Source organism: Amycolatopsis sp. NPDC045836 (assembly GCF_056431745.1).
The window spans coordinates 297,139-311,880 of the sequence record NZ_JBWKKF010000003.1 but is presented as its reverse complement, the minus strand read 5'-3'; the positions used below and the strand labels follow the sequence as shown (position 1 = coordinate 311,880).

At 71.5% G+C, this 14,742-nt stretch carries 14 protein-coding genes and 1 pseudogene; 12 read left to right on the top strand and 3 right to left on the bottom strand.

Annotation, left to right across the window (positions count from 1 at the left end; translation table 11 throughout):
- Positions 1-4 precede the first annotated feature (4 nt).
- The 3 genes from AC07EG_RS06330 to fahA are packed head-to-tail and all read left to right on the top strand — an operon-like array spanning position 5 to position 3,653.
- A complete protein-coding gene (locus AC07EG_RS06330) occupies positions 5-1,609 on the top strand; it encodes an FAD-dependent monooxygenase (RefSeq protein WP_478251965.1) in 1,605 nt (534 codons plus the stop codon).
- On the top strand, positions 1,606-2,472 hold the full coding sequence (locus tag AC07EG_RS06325) for a hypothetical protein (protein WP_478251964.1): 867 nt from the start codon (positions 1,606-1,608) through the stop codon (positions 2,470-2,472). Before AC07EG_RS06330 ends, AC07EG_RS06325 begins: the two co-directional genes overlap by 4 nt.
- Positions 2,469-3,653, top strand: a complete 1,185-nt coding sequence (fahA, locus tag AC07EG_RS06320) for a fumarylacetoacetase (RefSeq protein ID WP_478251963.1) — start codon at positions 2,469-2,471, stop codon at positions 3,651-3,653. The genes AC07EG_RS06325 and fahA overlap by 4 nt, the downstream gene beginning before the upstream one ends.
- Before the next feature lie 107 nt (positions 3,654-3,760).
- On the opposite strand, the gene yidD is transcribed toward fahA, so the two are convergent.
- A complete protein-coding gene (gene yidD / locus AC07EG_RS06315) occupies positions 3,761-4,000 on the bottom strand; it encodes a membrane protein insertion efficiency factor YidD (protein WP_478251962.1) in 240 nt (79 codons plus the stop codon).
- On the opposite strand from yidD, the pseudogene AC07EG_RS06310 reads away from it, so the two are divergent.
- Positions 3,975-4,874, top strand: a pseudogene (locus tag AC07EG_RS06310) (thiamine pyrophosphate-dependent enzyme); the annotation flags it as partial. The gene yidD and the pseudogene AC07EG_RS06310 sit on opposite strands and share 26 nt — an antisense overlap.
- Before the next feature lie 226 nt (positions 4,875-5,100).
- On the opposite strand, the gene AC07EG_RS06305 reads toward AC07EG_RS06310, so the two are convergent.
- Positions 5,101-6,162, bottom strand: a complete 1,062-nt coding sequence (locus AC07EG_RS06305) for a spore photoproduct lyase family protein (protein ID WP_478251961.1) — start codon at positions 6,160-6,162, stop codon at positions 5,101-5,103.
- Positions 6,163-6,312: 150 nt separating this feature from the next.
- Between AC07EG_RS06305 and AC07EG_RS06300 the strand changes: the two genes are divergently transcribed.
- The 8 genes from AC07EG_RS06300 to AC07EG_RS06265 all read left to right on the top strand — a co-directional run bounded on the left by AC07EG_RS06300 (position 6,313) and on the right by AC07EG_RS06265 (position 13,456).
- Positions 6,313-7,110: a thymidylate synthase gene (locus tag AC07EG_RS06300; RefSeq protein WP_478251960.1), complete on the top strand. Its 798-nt coding sequence runs from the start codon at positions 6,313-6,315 to the stop codon at positions 7,108-7,110.
- Positions 7,107-7,595, top strand: coding sequence for a dihydrofolate reductase (locus tag AC07EG_RS06295; protein WP_478251959.1), 489 nt, complete (start codon positions 7,107-7,109; stop codon positions 7,593-7,595). The genes AC07EG_RS06300 and AC07EG_RS06295 overlap by 4 nt, the downstream gene beginning before the upstream one ends.
- A 10-nt stretch (positions 7,596-7,605) precedes the next feature.
- The gene (locus AC07EG_RS06290) at positions 7,606-8,514 is read left to right on the top strand and encodes a LysR family transcriptional regulator (protein WP_478251958.1); all 909 of its coding nucleotides are present in this window, start codon (positions 7,606-7,608) and stop codon (positions 8,512-8,514) included.
- A gap of 124 nt (positions 8,515-8,638) precedes the next feature.
- Entirely contained in the window at positions 8,639-9,790 is a 1,152-nt protein-coding gene (locus AC07EG_RS06285; RefSeq protein ID WP_478251957.1) for a CaiB/BaiF CoA transferase family protein, read from the top strand.
- 10 nt (positions 9,791-9,800) lie between these two features.
- Complete coding sequence (locus tag AC07EG_RS06280) at positions 9,801-10,559, top strand: crotonase/enoyl-CoA hydratase family protein (RefSeq protein ID WP_478251956.1); 759 nt, start codon at positions 9,801-9,803, stop codon at positions 10,557-10,559.
- 1 nt (position 10,560) lies between these two features.
- Positions 10,561-11,304: an acetoacetate decarboxylase gene (locus tag AC07EG_RS06275; protein ID WP_478251955.1), complete on the top strand. Its 744-nt coding sequence runs from the start codon at positions 10,561-10,563 to the stop codon at positions 11,302-11,304.
- Positions 11,304-12,254, top strand: a complete 951-nt coding sequence (locus AC07EG_RS06270) for a 3-hydroxyacyl-CoA dehydrogenase NAD-binding domain-containing protein (RefSeq protein ID WP_478251954.1) — start codon at positions 11,304-11,306, stop codon at positions 12,252-12,254. Before AC07EG_RS06275 ends, AC07EG_RS06270 begins: the two co-directional genes overlap by 1 nt.
- Positions 12,255-12,259: 5 nt before the next feature.
- Positions 12,260-13,456, top strand: a complete 1,197-nt coding sequence (locus AC07EG_RS06265; RefSeq protein WP_478251953.1) for an acyl-CoA dehydrogenase family protein — start codon at positions 12,260-12,262, stop codon at positions 13,454-13,456.
- A gap of 46 nt (positions 13,457-13,502) precedes the next feature.
- Here AC07EG_RS06265 and AC07EG_RS06260 read toward each other — a convergent pair whose 3' ends face one another.
- Positions 13,503-14,675 (bottom strand): polysaccharide lyase family 7 protein, encoded by a 1,173-nt coding sequence (locus tag AC07EG_RS06260; protein ID WP_478251952.1) that lies wholly within the window; start codon positions 14,673-14,675, stop codon positions 13,503-13,505.
- Between the last annotated feature and the right edge of the window lie 67 nt (positions 14,676-14,742).

Below are 14,742 nucleotides of genomic sequence, written 5' to 3'. Positions count from 1 at the left end.
TCCCATGTCCACCGAACCATGGCCGCACGCCCCGGTGCTCGTGCTCGGCGCGGGTCCGGTCGGCCAGACCACGGCCCTGCTGCTGGCGCGGTGGGGCGTGCCGTCGATCGTGCTCGACCGGCGGCCCGCCCGTGATCCGGTCGGCTCCAAGGCGATCTGCCAGCAGCGTGACGTGCTCGACGTGTGGGAGGCGGTCGGCGCGGGCCGCCGGATCGCCGAGGAGGGCGTCACCTGGACCACCGCCCGCACCTTCCACCGCGGCACCGAACTGTTCAGCTACGAGTTCGCCGAACCGGGAGAGCCGGCGTTCCCGCCGTTCGTGAACGTCTCGCAGACCCGCACCGAAGCCGTGCTCGACGAGCGGATCGCCGCCGAACCGCTGGCCGACCTGCGCTGGGGGCACGAGGTGACCGGGGTCGACCAGGACGCGGACGGGGTGTCGGTGCGCCTGACCGGCGGCCGGTCGCTGGCCGGGTCGTACCTGGTCGCCTGCACCGGGGCACGCAGCGACGAACTGCGGCGGTGGCTCGGTGTGCGCTTCGACGGCCAGTCCTTCGACGACCGGTTCCTGATCTGCGACATCCGCACGGACCTGCCCGGCTGGGCCACCGAACGGCGGTTCCACTTCGACCCGGAGTGGAACCCCGGGCGCCAGGTGCTCATCCACCCGTGCCCGGATTCGACCTTCCGGATCGACTGGCAGGTGGCCGCAGACTACGACCTCGACGCCGAAGCCGCCTCCGGTGCGCTGGACGCCCGGATCCGCCGGATCATCGGCGACCACCCGTACGAAATCGTCTGGAAGTCGGTGTACCGCTTCCAAGCACGCGTGGCCGACCGGATGCGCCTCGGCCGCGTGCTGCTCGCCGGGGACGCCGCGCACCTGGTCTCGCCGTTCGGTGCGCGTGGATTGAACTCCGGGGTCGGTGACGCGGAGAACGCGGCGTGGAAGCTCGCGTATGCCGGGTACGGCTGGGCGCCGGCGGAACTGCTCGAGAGCTACCACGACGAACGGCACGCGGCGGCGCTGGAGAACATCGCCGTCACCACCGCGACGATGGATTTCCTGGTGTCACCGGACGAAACCCGGGCCAGGCGGCGGGACGAGGTGCTGGCCCGGGCGGCCACCGACCCGGCCGCCCGGGCGGAGGTCGACTCCGGACGGCTGGCCGAACCGTTCTGGTACGTCGATTCCCCGTTGACCACCCCGGATCCACGCCGTCCGTTCGCCGGACGGCCGCCCCGCGGAGAGGTACCGCCCGCCGCGCCCGGGGTGCTGCTGCCGGACGCACCCGTGGAGGTGCCGGGAATCGGCCGGACGCGGGTGCGGGCCCTGGCCAGGGACGGGTTCCTGGTGCTGGCCGGTTCCGTCACCGATCCCGTGGCCGGGGTCCCGGTGCTCCGGCTGGACGAGATCGATCCCGGCGGTGCGCTCACCGCTGCCCTGGGCGCCCGGCCCGACGAGCTGTGGCTGATCCGCCCGGACGCCCACATCGCCGCCGTGCTCACCGACCCCGCCGAGCTCGGTGCCGCGCTCCGGCGGGCACTCGGCTCACCTCGCTACAGTGGGTCCCCGCAACCGAGCGGGGCAGGAAGGAAACCGGTATGAGCGGCCAGATCCCCGCTTTGGTCACCCGTCTCTGCGACGACGCCGCGGTGTTCCCGCCGGGGCTCGCCCCGCTGCCGGACGCGGTCCGCGCCTACCGCGACCGGGCCGATGCCTGGTACGTGGACCTGGTCGGCCCGCTCGTGCTGGCGGCTTCGGCGTTGCCCGAACTCGGCGCGCTCCTGCCCGGCGACGGCGCGCGGCTGCCGCTGTCGATGACCCTGCCCGAGGGCCCGGCCGGGTTGCCCGGTGCGCTGGCGGCGCTCGACCGGCTGCCGGTCGAGCTGCGGTCGATCGAGGTCGCGGTACCCGGCGGCATGTCCGGCGAGCAACTGCTGGCCCAGCTCAGCGACGTGCCCGAGGTGGAGGTGTACGTCGAGATCCCGCGTGACGAACGCCGGGCCGAGATCGTCGCCGCGATCGCCGGGCGGTTCCGGGCGAAGTTCCGGACCGGGGGAGTGCGGGCGGACCTGTACCCCGACGAGACCGAACTGGCCGATGCGATCGCCGCGGTGGTCGCGGCGGGGGTGCCGTTCAAGGCCACCGCCGGGCTGCACCACGCCATCCGCAACACCGACCCGGAGACCGGCTTCGAGCAGCACGGTTTCCTCAACCTGCTGCTCGCCACGGACGTCCTGCTCACCGGCGGGCCGGCCGAAGCGGCCGCCGCGGCGCTGGCCGAGCGCGACGGCGCCAAGATCGCCGGTACGCTCACCGCGCTCGGCCCGCAGCGCACCGCCGCGGCCCGCGCGGCCTTCACCTCGTTCGGCACCTGCAGCATCACCGACCCGCTCACCGAACTGGTGGAGCTGGGCCTGGTCACCGCGCCGCGATCCGGCGCCGGTACGGAAGGAACAACCGCATGACCGTCATCGAGATCCCGGACGATTCGCCGTTCGGCCACGACAACCTGCCGTACGGGGTGTTCTCCCGCGCGGGCGAACCGGCGTCTTCGCGGCGCGTCGGCGTCCGGCTCGGCGACCGTGTGGTGGACCTGGCGCCCCTGCTCGGCGACGACGTGTTCGCCACCGGATCGCTCAACCCGTTCCTCGCCCAGGGCCGGGCCCGGTGGACCGAGGTCCGTGCCCGGATCGGTGAGCTGCTGGCGGGCGACGTGCCCGACGCCGCGGTCCACCCGGTCGGTGAGGTGGAGCTGCACCTGCCGTTCGAGGTCGCGGACTACGTGGACTTCTACGCCTGCGAGCACCACGCCAGCAATCTCGGCAGGCTGTTCCGGCCGGATTCCGAGCCGCTGATGCCGAACTGGAAGCACCTGCCGGTCGGGTACCACGGCCGGGCGGGCACCGTGGTGGTCTCCGGCACCGACGTCGTCCGGCCGTGCGGCCAGCGCAAGGCGCCGGACGAGCCCGCCCCGACGTACGGCCCGAGCCGGCGGCTGGACATCGAAGCCGAGCTGGGTTTTGTCGTCGGCACCGGTTCCCCGCTCGGTGCCCGCGTCGGCGTCGAGGAGTTCGACGAGCACGTATTCGGCGCGGTGCTGGTGAACGACTGGTCCGCCCGTGACCTGCAGGCGTGGGAGTACGTGCCGCTCGGCCCGCACCTGGGCAAGAGCTTCGCCACCTCGATCTCGCCGTGGGTGGTCCCGCTGGCCGCGCTCGACGCCGCCCGCGTGCCGCTGCCCGGCCAGGACCCGGAACCGCTGCCGTACCTGCGGGGCGCGGACTGGGGCCTGGACATCGACTTGGCCGTGGTGTGGAACGGGGAGACGGTCAGCCGCCCGCCGTACCGGGAGATGTACTGGTCGCCCGCGCAGATGCTGGCGCACCTGACCGTCAACGGCGCCTCGGCGCGCACCGGTGACCTGTTCGCCTCGGGCACCATCTCCGGGCCGGAGAAGCACCAGCGCGGAGCGTTCATCGAACTCAGCTGGGGCGGTCGCGAACCGGTCACCGTCAAGGGCGAAGACCGCACCTTCCTCCTCGACGGCGACGAGGTCACCATCACCGCCACAGCCCCCTCCCCGAACGGCGGCCGAATCGGCTTCGGTGAAGTCACCGGCACGATCCGGCCCGCCGTCGAAGACTGAGCCACGGCCGCCGCCGGATCCGCCACCCGGCGGCGGCCGGCCTCGTCGAACGCGGGGTCGAGGTGGACCTGTACGAACGCGAAACCCATCTCGGCGACTGGCGGGAGCTACTGCGCTCCGCGGTGCCGCCAGGTGAAGACCTCGGGCACCGGGTCGCTGCCGGACCGGCCGTGCGGGCGGCACCGGGTGAGCCGTCGCAGGGCGAGGTAGCTGCCGCGGACGGCGCCGTGCCGGGTGAGCGCCTGCTGGGCGTAGGCGCTGCAACTGGGCGTGAACCGGCAACCCGGCGGCAGGACGGGGGACAGCAGCGTGCTCGACCTGCTGGTCACCGCCGAACGCCGGCTCATCGTCGCCGGTGGCGGGGTCATCGACGCCGACGCCGGCGCGGAACTGGTCCAGCTGGCCGAACTGCTCGGCGTGCCGGTGATCCCGGCGCTGATGGGCTGGGGCTCGATCCCGGACGACCACCGGCTGATGGCGGGCATGGCCGGGTTGCAGACCGCGCACCGCCACGGCAACGCCACCCTGCTCGCCTCGGACTTCGTGCTGGGCATCGGCAACCGCTGGGCGAACCGGCACACCGGTGGCCTGGACACCTACACCGCCGGACGGCGGTTCGTGCACATCGACATCGAGCCGACGCAGATCGGCCGGGTGTTCGCGCCGGACTACGGTGCCGTCTCGGACGCCAAGGCGGCGCTCGAACAGCTACAGGCGGCGGCCGGTGATCGTCGTGCGGCCGGGAAGCTGCCGCCGTGGGCGGACTGGGCCGGGGCCTGCGGTGACCGCAAGCGCACCCTGCCCCGCCGGACGGGCTTCGCCGAGGTGCCGGTCAAACCGCAGCGGGTCTACCGCGAGATGAACGCGGTCTTCGGGCGCGATGTGCGGTATGTGTCCACGATCGGGCTGTCGCAGATCGCCGGCGGGCGGTTCCTGCGCGTCTACCACCCGCGGCACTGGCTCAACTGCGGGCAGGCCGGGCCGCTGGGCTGGACGGTGCCCGCCACGCTGGGCGTGTGCGTGGCCGAGCCGGAGGCCACCGTGGTCGCCTTGTCCGGCGACTACGACTTCCAGTTCATGATCGAGGAACTCGCCGTCGGCGCCCGGTTCCACCTGCCCTGCAGCCACGTGCTGGTGAACAACTCCTACCTCGGGCTGATCCGCCAGGCCCAGCGCGCGTTCGCCATGGACTACCAGGTCGACCTGGCCTTCGGCAACATCGCGATGGGCCAGGACCTCGACGGCATCGTCGAATTCGAGGAGCTGTCCGGTTCGGCCGCCGCCGCGGTGCCGCAGCCGATCGGGCTGGATTGAGTGGCCGGGTTCTGGGAGGGCGCCGCCGGCGGAGCCGGTACGCCAGCCGCGACGGGGTGGCGGTCGCCGATCCACGGCACAGGCCGCGCCGGCGAACTGGGCCGACCTGCTGACCACTCGCCGGCTGGAGGCGTCAGAAGGCGTAGCGCACACGCAGGTAGGGGGCGTGCGCGTGGATGAGGTTCAGCAGCTCGTCCAGCAGTTCGCGCTTGAGGCCGTGCCGGTAGCGGACGTTCACCCCGCCGCCCTGGCTGCGCTTGACCTCCTGCAGGCCGGGGCGCCACAGCAGTTCTTCGGCACGGGGGTGCCAGCGCAGGTTCACGTCGTGCAGCGCGCGGTTGTGGGTGAGCATGATCACCTCGGCGGCCAGCTGGTCCTTGGTGGCGGCGGAGGTCGCGTCACCGAGGGCGTCCAGCAGTTCGCGCCAGTCGTCCAGCCAGCCCTCGTGCACGACGACCGGGCTGAGGTTGACGTGCACCTCGTACCCGGCGGCGTGGAACTCGTCCAGGACGGCCAGGCGTTCGCTGATCGGGCTGGTGCGGATGTCGAGCAGCTTCGCGGTGCGCTCGGGCATCAGCGAGAACCGCACCCGCGTGCCGCCCCGCGGGTCCCAGTCCAGCAGGTCGCGGTTGACGTACTTGGTGGCGAACGAGGCCTTGGCGTTCGGCAGGCCGCCGAACAGCTCGACCAGGTCCCGCACGTTGTCGCTGACCAGGGCGTCCACCGAGCAGTCGGAGTTCTCCCCGATGTCGTAGACCCACGCCCGGTCGTCGATCTGCCCCGGCTCGGTCATCGGCCCCTGGCGGGCGGCGTGCCGGGCCAGGTAGCCGGTGATCCGGTCGATGTTGGCGAACACGGTGATCGGGTTGGAGTAGCCCTTGCGCCGCGGCACGTAGCAGTAGGCGCAGGCCATCGCGCAGCCGTTGGCGGTGGACGGCGCGATGAAGTGGGCCGAGCGCCCGTTGATCCTGGCGCTCAGCGACTTCTTCACCCCCAGCACCAGCGCCTCCCGCTTGATGCGCACCCAGCGCTTGGCGTTGGCCTCGTCACCGTGCAGCTCGGGGATGCGCCAGTGGCTGTCCACTTCGACGCGCTCCGCGTCCGGGAACCGCGCGAGCACGTCGCGACCCCGTGGCAGCTCCGCGGCGGCGGGCTCCACGTAGATGCGGGTGGGGGAGATCAGCGGCGTGCTCATCCCTCCAGTGTCCGGGTGGGACCGGCGAGCCGCCCGGTGATCCCCGTCGCCGGCCCATCACCCGGAACGTCCGGTCGTCCTCCGCAGCTTCGGGAACCGGTACGACGGGGGCGCTCGCCCGTGCCGGACCGGCCAGTAAGCTCGGCGGCCGTGGCGGACACCCAGTACGAAGACCTGTTGCGGCTGGTGCTCACGAAGGGGACGGCCAAGGCCGACCGGACGGGCACCGGCACCCGGAGTGTTTTCGGGCACCAGCTGCGTTACGACCTCTCGCGGGGTTTCCCCTTGGTCACCACCAAGAAGGTGCACCTGAAGTCCATCGTCTACGAACTGCTGTGGTTCCTGCGCGGTGACTCGAACGTCGGCTGGCTGAACGAGCACGGGGTCACCATCTGGGACGAGTGGGCCGACGCCAACGGCGACCTCGGCCCGGTCTACGGCGCGCAGTGGCGCTCGTGGCCGACCCCGGACGGCAGGCACGTCGACCAGATCAGCGCGGTGCTCGACACCCTGCGCAGCGACCCGGACTCGCGCCGGATGATCGTGTCCGCCTGGAACGTCTCCGAGCTGGAGAACATGGCGCTGGCGCCGTGCCACGCGCTGTTCCAGTTCTACGTCGCCGACGGCAGGCTGTCCTGCCAGCTGTACCAGCGCAGCGCCGACCTGTTCCTCGGCGTCCCGTTCAACATCGCCGGGTACGCCCTGCTCACGCACATGGTGGCGCAGCAGGCCGGGCTGGCGCCGGGTGACTTCGTCTGGACCGGTGGCGACTGCCACATCTACGACAACCACGTCGAGCAGGTGACCGAGCAGCTCTCGCGCACCCCGTTCGAGTTCCCCCGGCTGGACCTGCGCCGGGCCGATTCGCTGTTCGACTACGCCTACGGCGACGTGGCGGTGCTGGACTACCGGCACCACCCGGCCATCAAGGCCCCGGTGGCGGTGTGAACGTCGGCCTGATCTGGGCGCAGGCCCGCAACGGGGTGATCGGCGCGGACAACGGGATCCCGTGGCGGCTGCCCGAGGACGTGGCGCACTTCAAGGCGACCACGCTCGGGCACCCGGTGGTGATGGGCAGGCGGACCTGGGATTCGCTGCCGCCGCGGTTCCGCCCGCTGCCCGGCAGGCGCAACATCGTGGTGACGCGGAACCCGGGGTGGAGCGCCGGAGGGGCGGACCGGGCCGGGTCCGTGCCCGAGGCCCTGCGGCTGGCCGGTGACGCCGGTTCGGTGTGGGTGATCGGCGGCGGGGAGATCTACCGCGCCGCCCTGGCGCACGCCACCACGTTGTCGGTGACCGAGGTGGACTCGGCGGTGGACGGCGACACCTACGCCCCCACCCCGGACGCGGACTGGCGGGTCGCCGAGGACCCCGGCTGGCGGACTTCGGCGACCGGCCTGCGGTACCGCATCCTCCGCTACACCCGCGCGTAGGGTCGTTCCGGTGGAGATGCTGCACCTGCGTTACTTCGTCGCGGTGGCCGAGGAGCTGAACTTCTCCGCCGCGGCCCGGCGCCTGCACCTGGCGCCGTCGCCGCTCAGCCAGCGGATCAAGGACCTCGAGCACGAGCTGGGCGAGCGGCTGTTCGACCGCAGCACGCACCACGTCACGCTCACCCCAGCCGGGGCGGCGCTGCTGCCGATCGCCCGTGACGTGCTGGACCGGGTCAACTCCATTCCGTGGCGGCTGCGCGAGGCCACCGGCGGGCGGCGCGCCACGATGTTCCTCGGCATGCCCGCCGGGGTGCACCCGGACCTGCGGGCGCGGGTCAACGAGCTGGCCGAGCGCGTGCGCGAGCGGATCGAGCTGAAGCGCTGGCCCGGCACCACCCAGGCGCTGGTCGCCGCGGTGCGCGAGGGCAAGCTGGCGCTGGCACTGGCCCGGCTGCCGGTCGGTGATCCGGCGCTCGACCAGGTGACGGTGATGTCGGAACGGCTCGGCGCGGTGGTCCCGGCGGACCAGTTCGCCGGCCGGGACGCGGTCGCGCTGGCCGAACTCGCCGACCTGTCCTACGTCGCCACCCCGGCGGAGATCACCCCGGCCTATTTCGACCAGCTCGACCGGGAACTGCGCGAACGCGGTATCCGTAAACGCATCAAACTGGCCGACACCGGTTACGGTGGTGCATCCGAAATAATTTCCAGCGGATCGGCATTCTCCATTTCCATGCTGGCGCCGGAAAGCCCGATGAGCGGTTACCGGCTGGAGAACGTGACCGTGCTGCCGTTCACCGATTTCCAGCCTCGGCTGGACACCGGCCTGGTCTGGCTCCGTGACCGCGCGGTCGGCGGTGACCTGGGCGAACTGGTCGCCGCGGCCAGGGGTGTCTTCGACGGAATTCTCTGTCGTTGACCCCATAAAATGGTATGACCGCTGCGGTCATACCATTGTTCTCGATTTGATCATTCCCATTCTGGTCGAACGCGCCTAGCTTGGTGGGTGGAGCAATTCGGAACGAGGCGCGAAAGGACTGGAGATGACGCAGTCGAACGGCCCGCTGGACGGGATCCGGGTGATCGATCTCTCGACCGTGGTGATGGGCCCCTACGCCGCCCAGATCCTCGGTGACCTGGGCGCCGACGTGATCAAGATCGAGTCGCCCGCGGACACCGTGCGGGTGGGCAGGTACCGGACCACGCCGGGCATGACCCCGCTGAACCTCAACGTCAACCGCAACAAGCGCAGTGTGGCGCTGAACCTGAAGGACCCGGCCGAGCGCGAGCGGGCGCTCGAGCTGGTCGGCACCGCGGACGTGCTGATCACCAACATGCGCCCCGGCGCGCTCGAACGCCTCGGCCTGACCTACGACGACCTCGCCGGAACCAATCCCGGCCTGGTCTACGCCCACGCCCAGGGCTTCCGCGGTGATTCGGACCGCGCGGGCCACGCCGCCTACGACGAGACCGTGCAGGCCGCGTCCGGCCTGGTCGACATCACCAACCGGGCGCTGGGCACCCCGGCCTACCTGCCGACCATCCTCGGCGACAAGGTCTCCTCGCTGACCATCGTCTACAGCGTGCTCGCCGCGCTGCTGCACCGCGAGCGCACCCGGCGGGGTCAGCTGGTCGAGATCCCGATGACCGACACGCTGCTCGCGTTCAACCTGGTCGAGCACCTGGCCGGGCACGTGTACGAGCCCGCCGGTTGGGCGACCGGCTTCGGCCTGTCGATGAACAAGGGGCACCGGGCGGTGCGCACGGCCGACGGCCTGGCCTGCGTGATCCCGTACAACCCGCGCAACTTCCGCGACTTCTTCGCCGCCGCCGGGCGGCCCGACCTGGCCGAGGACCCGCGCGTCAACGGCGAAGCCATCGACGGCGACGACCACGAGGCGCTCGCGGAGCTGATCGACGAATGCGCCCCGGCGCTGACCACGGCCGAATGGACCGAGGTGTGCGCCGAGCACAGCATTCCGATGGCCCCGGTGCTGGAACTCGACCACGCCGCCGAGGACGACTACGTCCGGGACGGCCACCTGCTCGACACCGTCGAGCACCCCACCGAGGGCCCGATCCGCACGGTCGGCATCCCGGTGCGGTTCTCCGCCACCCCCGGCTCGATCCGCCGCCTGGCCCCGGTGCCCGGCCAGGACACCGACGAGGTCCTCGCCGAGCTGGCCACCCGCTGAGGAGGAAGCCATGAGCGTGCGCACGGAACGGATCGGCAGCACCCTGCTGATCACCATCGACCGCCCGGCGGCGCGCAACGCGGTGAACGCCGCGGTCGCCACCGGCCTGGCCGCCGCGCTGGACGAGCTCGACGCCGGTCCCGCGCTCCGGGCCGGGGTGCTGACCGGCGCCGAGGGCAGCTTCAGCGCCGGCATGGACTTCAAGGCCGCGCTGCGCGGCGAGTCGCCCCAGATCGCCGGGCGCGGGTTCGGCGGGCTGACCGAGGCCCCGCCGTCGAAACCGCTGATCGCCGCGGTGGAGGGCTGGGCCATGGGTGGCGGGTTCGAACTGGCGCTGGCCTGCGACCTGGTCGTCGCCGCCGAGAACGCGGAGTTCGGCCTGCCCGAGGTCCGGCGCGGCCTGATCGCCGCGGGCGGCGGGGTGATCCGGTTGCCCCGGCGGATCCCGCACCACATCGCGATGGAGTTGCTGCTGCTCGGCGAGCCGGTCACCGGCCGGCGGGCCGGTGAGCTGGGCCTGGTCAACCGGGTCACCGCCGCCGGTGAGGCCGCCGCCGTCGCGCTGCAGCTGGCCGAGCGGCTGGCGGAGCACGCGCCGCTCGCCCTCGCCGCGGTGAAGAAGGGCGTGCGGGCGGCCGGTGACCTGCCCGAACCCGAAGCGTTCGCCACGCAACGCGAGGTGCTGGGCGAGCTGATGGCTTCGGCAGACGTCCGCGAGGGCATGACGGCGTTCGCCGAACGCCGCGCCCCGCGGTGGACGGGGGAGTGAGATGAAGATCGACGAAGTGCGGCGCCGGGTCACCACGCCGCTGACCAGCCCGGCGTTCGCGCCGGTGGTGCCCAGGTTCACCGACCGCGAGTACCTCAACATCGTCTACCGCACCGACGCCGACGCGCTGCGCGCGGTGGTCCCGGAGCCGCTGCGGATCGACGAGCCGCTGGTGCGGTTCGAAGTGATGAAGATGGGCGACGTCAGCGGTTACGGCCCGTACACCGAGGCGGGCCAGGCGATCCCGGTCAGCTTCGAGGGCGAGCGGGGGGAGTACCTGCACGCGATGTACCTCGACAACTTCCCGGCGACCGCGTCCGGCCGCGAGGTCAGCGCGTACCCGAAGACCGTGGGCTCGCCCGCGCTGCACGTCGAGCACGGCGTGCTGGTGGGCACCCTCGACTACGGCACGCTGCGGGTGGCCACCGCGACCATGGGTTACAAGCACCGCGAACTCGAGCCCGCGGCCGCCGAGGCGCAGATCACCGTGCCGACGTTCATGCTCAAGACCATCCCGGGCTACGACGGCACCCCACGGGTGCAGGAGCTGGTCCGCACGCAGATCACCGACGTGGTGGTCAAGGAGGCCCACACCGGGCCCGCGCGGCTGCAGCTGTTCCAGCACGTGCTCGCGCCGCTGGCCGACCTGCCGGTGCTCGAGGTGGTCGAGGCCAGCCACATCCGGACCGACCTGACGCTGGCCCCGGTCACGCCGGTCTTCGACTACCTGGAAGGAGAACGGTGATGAGCCGGGAATTCCGCACCGCCGCGGTGATCGGCGCGGGCACCATCGGACTTTCGTGGACGGCGTTGTTCGCCGGGCACGGCCTGACCGTGCGGGTCAGCGATCCGCGCCCCGACCTCGCCGAAGCCGTGGCCGCCGCACTGGAGGCGTTCACCCCGCACCTGGCCGCGCAGGGGCTGGACACCGATGGGCTGGCGGACCGGGTGCAGCTCGCCGACGACGCCGACGACGCCGCCGCCGCGGCCGTCCGCGACGCGGACGTGGTGCAGGAGAACGGACCCGAGGACGTCGAGTTCAAGAAGGACCTGTTCGCCACCCTGGTCCGCGAGGCACCGGCGCACGCGCTGCTGCTGAGTTCGTCCTCGGCCATTCCGTCGAGCGCCTTCACCGGCGACCTCGACGAGGCGGGGCGCGTGCTGATCGGGCACCCGTTCAACCCGCCCCACCTGATGCCGCTGGTCGAAGTGGTGCCCGGGGAGCGCACGAGCGAGGAGTCGGTGCGCGACGCGGTGGAGTTCTACACCCGCGTGGGGCGCACCCCGGTGGTGGAACGCAAGGAGATCCCCGGTTTCGTCGGCAACCGCCTGCAGAACGCCCTCAGCCGCGAAGCGATCTACCTGGTCGAGCAGGGCGTGGTGACGCCGGAGGAACTGGACCGGGTGGTGACGAACTCGCTCGGCCTGCGCTGGGCCGCCGTCGGGCCGTTCCTCGGCTCGCACCTGGGCGGCGGGCCGGGGGGTTACCGGCACCTGGCCGAGCACATCGGCCGGTCGATGAAGCGGATGTGGGCCGATCTCGGCAGGCCGTCGCAGGACGAACGGGAACAGGAACGGCTCATCGAAGCCGTGGAACGGGCTTACGGCTCCGCCGCGTACTCGGAACTGGCCGAGGCGCGCGACCGCAGGCAGCTCGCCGTGCTGTCCGCTTTGGACGGTACGGGGAAGGAGTAGGGAAGATGCACGACGAAAAGGTCGAAGACCAGCTGACCGCCGACTTCTACGGCTACGAAGCGCTGCTGCCGGAGGACGAGCACAAGATCCTCCGCCAGGCCAGGGAGTTCCTGCGCCGCGAGGTCAAGCCGCTGGTGAACGAGAACTGGGGCCGGGGTGAGTTCCCGGAGGAGCTGATCGGCCGGTTCCGCGAAAGCGGTCTCGCCGGGCTGCCCTACGAGGGCTACGGCGAGCACCCGGGTGCGGTCAGCCACCTGCTCAACGGCATGCTGGCGATGGAGATGACCCGCGTCGACGCCTCGGTGGCCACCTTCTTCGGTGTCCACAACGGACTCGCGATGTACTCCATCCACTCCGGTGGCAGCCAGGAGCAGCGGGACCGGTGGCTGCCCGCCATGGCGGCGATGGACAAGATCGGCGCGTTCGCGATGACCGAACCGCTCGGCGGGTCCGACGTCGCGGGCGGTATGCGCACCACCGCCCGGCGCGAAGGCGGCACCTGGGTCCTCGACGGCGCCAAGAAGTGGATCGGCAACGCGACCTTCGCCGACTACGTCGTGGTGTGGGCGCGTGACGTCGACGACAACCACGTCAAGGGTTTTGTCGTGGAGAAGGGCACGCCGGGGTTCGAGCCGGTGAAGATCGAGGGCAAGATCGCCTTCCGGATCGTGGAGAACGCCGAGATCACCCTGACCGGCGTCCGGGTGCCGGAGGCGAACCGGTTGCAGAACATCAATTCCTTCCGCGATGTCGCGGAGATCCTGCGGGCCACCCGCGGGGGTGTCGCCTGGCAGGCGCTCGGCGTGATGATCGGCGCCTACGAGGCCGCGCTGGACTACGCCGGGCGGCGCGAGCAGTTCGGCCGTCCCATCGCGGGCTTCCAGCTGGTGCAGGACCTGCTGGTGAAGAGCCTCGGCAACATCACCGCGTCGTGGGGCATGCTGGTGCAGCTGGCCAGGCTGCAGGACGCCGGTGTCTTCCGCGACGAGCACTCGTCGCTGGCCAAGGCGTTCGTCACCTCGCGGATGCGCGAGGTCGTCGCCTGGGGCCGCGAGATCTTCGGCGGCAACGGGATCCTGCTGGACAACGACATCGCCCGCTTCTTCGCCGACGCCGAGGCGATCTACTCCTTCGAGGGCACCCGGGAGATGAACACCCTGATCGTCGGCAAGGCGATCACCGGGCGCAGCGCGTTCGTCTGAGCCGCGCAGGAAGGAGCCACCCGGGCCCGGGTGGCTCCTTCCTGCGCTAGCCGTGGGTGATCTGGAGGCCGTAGATCTCCACTTCACCGTAGTTGTCGCCGGAGCACGGCTTCGACTTGCCGCAGTTGGCCTGCGTGTAGGCACCCGCCTTGAAGTACCCGCCGGAGAAGTCCGCCGAGAGCGTGGTCTTGAGCACCCCGTTGTAGTAGGCCTTGATCTTCCCGCCGCTCACCACGAACTTCGCCTGGAACCGCTCGCCGAGCTGGTAGTCGCCGTCGACCAGCTGGTGGTCCGAGGTGTCGCCGTCGGTGACGTAGAGCTTGCTGCCCTCCAGGCGGAACACCGAGACGTCGTCGCTGCTGTCGTGGATCTGCCCGGCCACGACGTGCGGCTTGTCGTTCGGGACCGCGGTGATGGCCTGGTCGATGGTCATCGTGTGCGTGCCCTTGGTGGCCGACCAGGCCGCGTTCTCCTGGCCGTTGTCGGTCATCTCCCGCAGTTCCGACCGCGGGTAGTTCGAGCCGCTCGTGGTCACCCCGTTGACCGCGGCGCGGAACCGCACCCCGTCGCACCCCGGCGTGGTGGTGAACCACGGGTCGATCGAGTACGTGGCGAGTTCGGGCTGCTTGACGTTCTTCGGCTTCTCCTCCTCGCCGATCGGCAACCCGAGGTAGAAGTTCCGCAGGTCCAGCACGTCCGCCGGATGGGTGCAGTCACCGCCACCGCCACCGCCGCCGTCGGCCCCGTGGACGGTCGTTTCGGCGATGCTGGTCCACTCGTTGACCGTGTTGCCGTGCCCGACCACGCGCAGGTACCTGGCGGAGGCGTCGGCGAAGTCGAAGTTCTGCGCCGCGAGCGTGGTGCCGCTGGTGGTCCTGCCCGCCAGCACGGTCTGCCACGAGGAGCCGTCGGCGGAGAGCTGGACGTCGAAGGTGTCCTTGCGGGTGTCCCCCTTGTGCCAGGCCAGCGACACCGAGCCGACGGTCTGCGCGGTGCCGAGGTCGTACCGGATCCACGCCCCGTCGCCCTCGGAGGACCACCGGGTGTTCAGGTCGCCGTCGAGGGTGTTGGCAGGCACGTTGCCGTCGTCCGGGCTGGCCGACACCCCCGCCACCTGGAGCGGGGGCCCCGCCGCGGCGGTGGTCGCGCCGGCGGCGGTGAACGCGCCGGGCACCCCGGCCACCACCACGGCCAGCACCACGCCAAGAGTTCGTCTCATCGGACCTCACTTAGGTTGACCGGTGTTTTCTCAGCCGCCATGCGACCAAGGTGGCGCAGCACCGGGG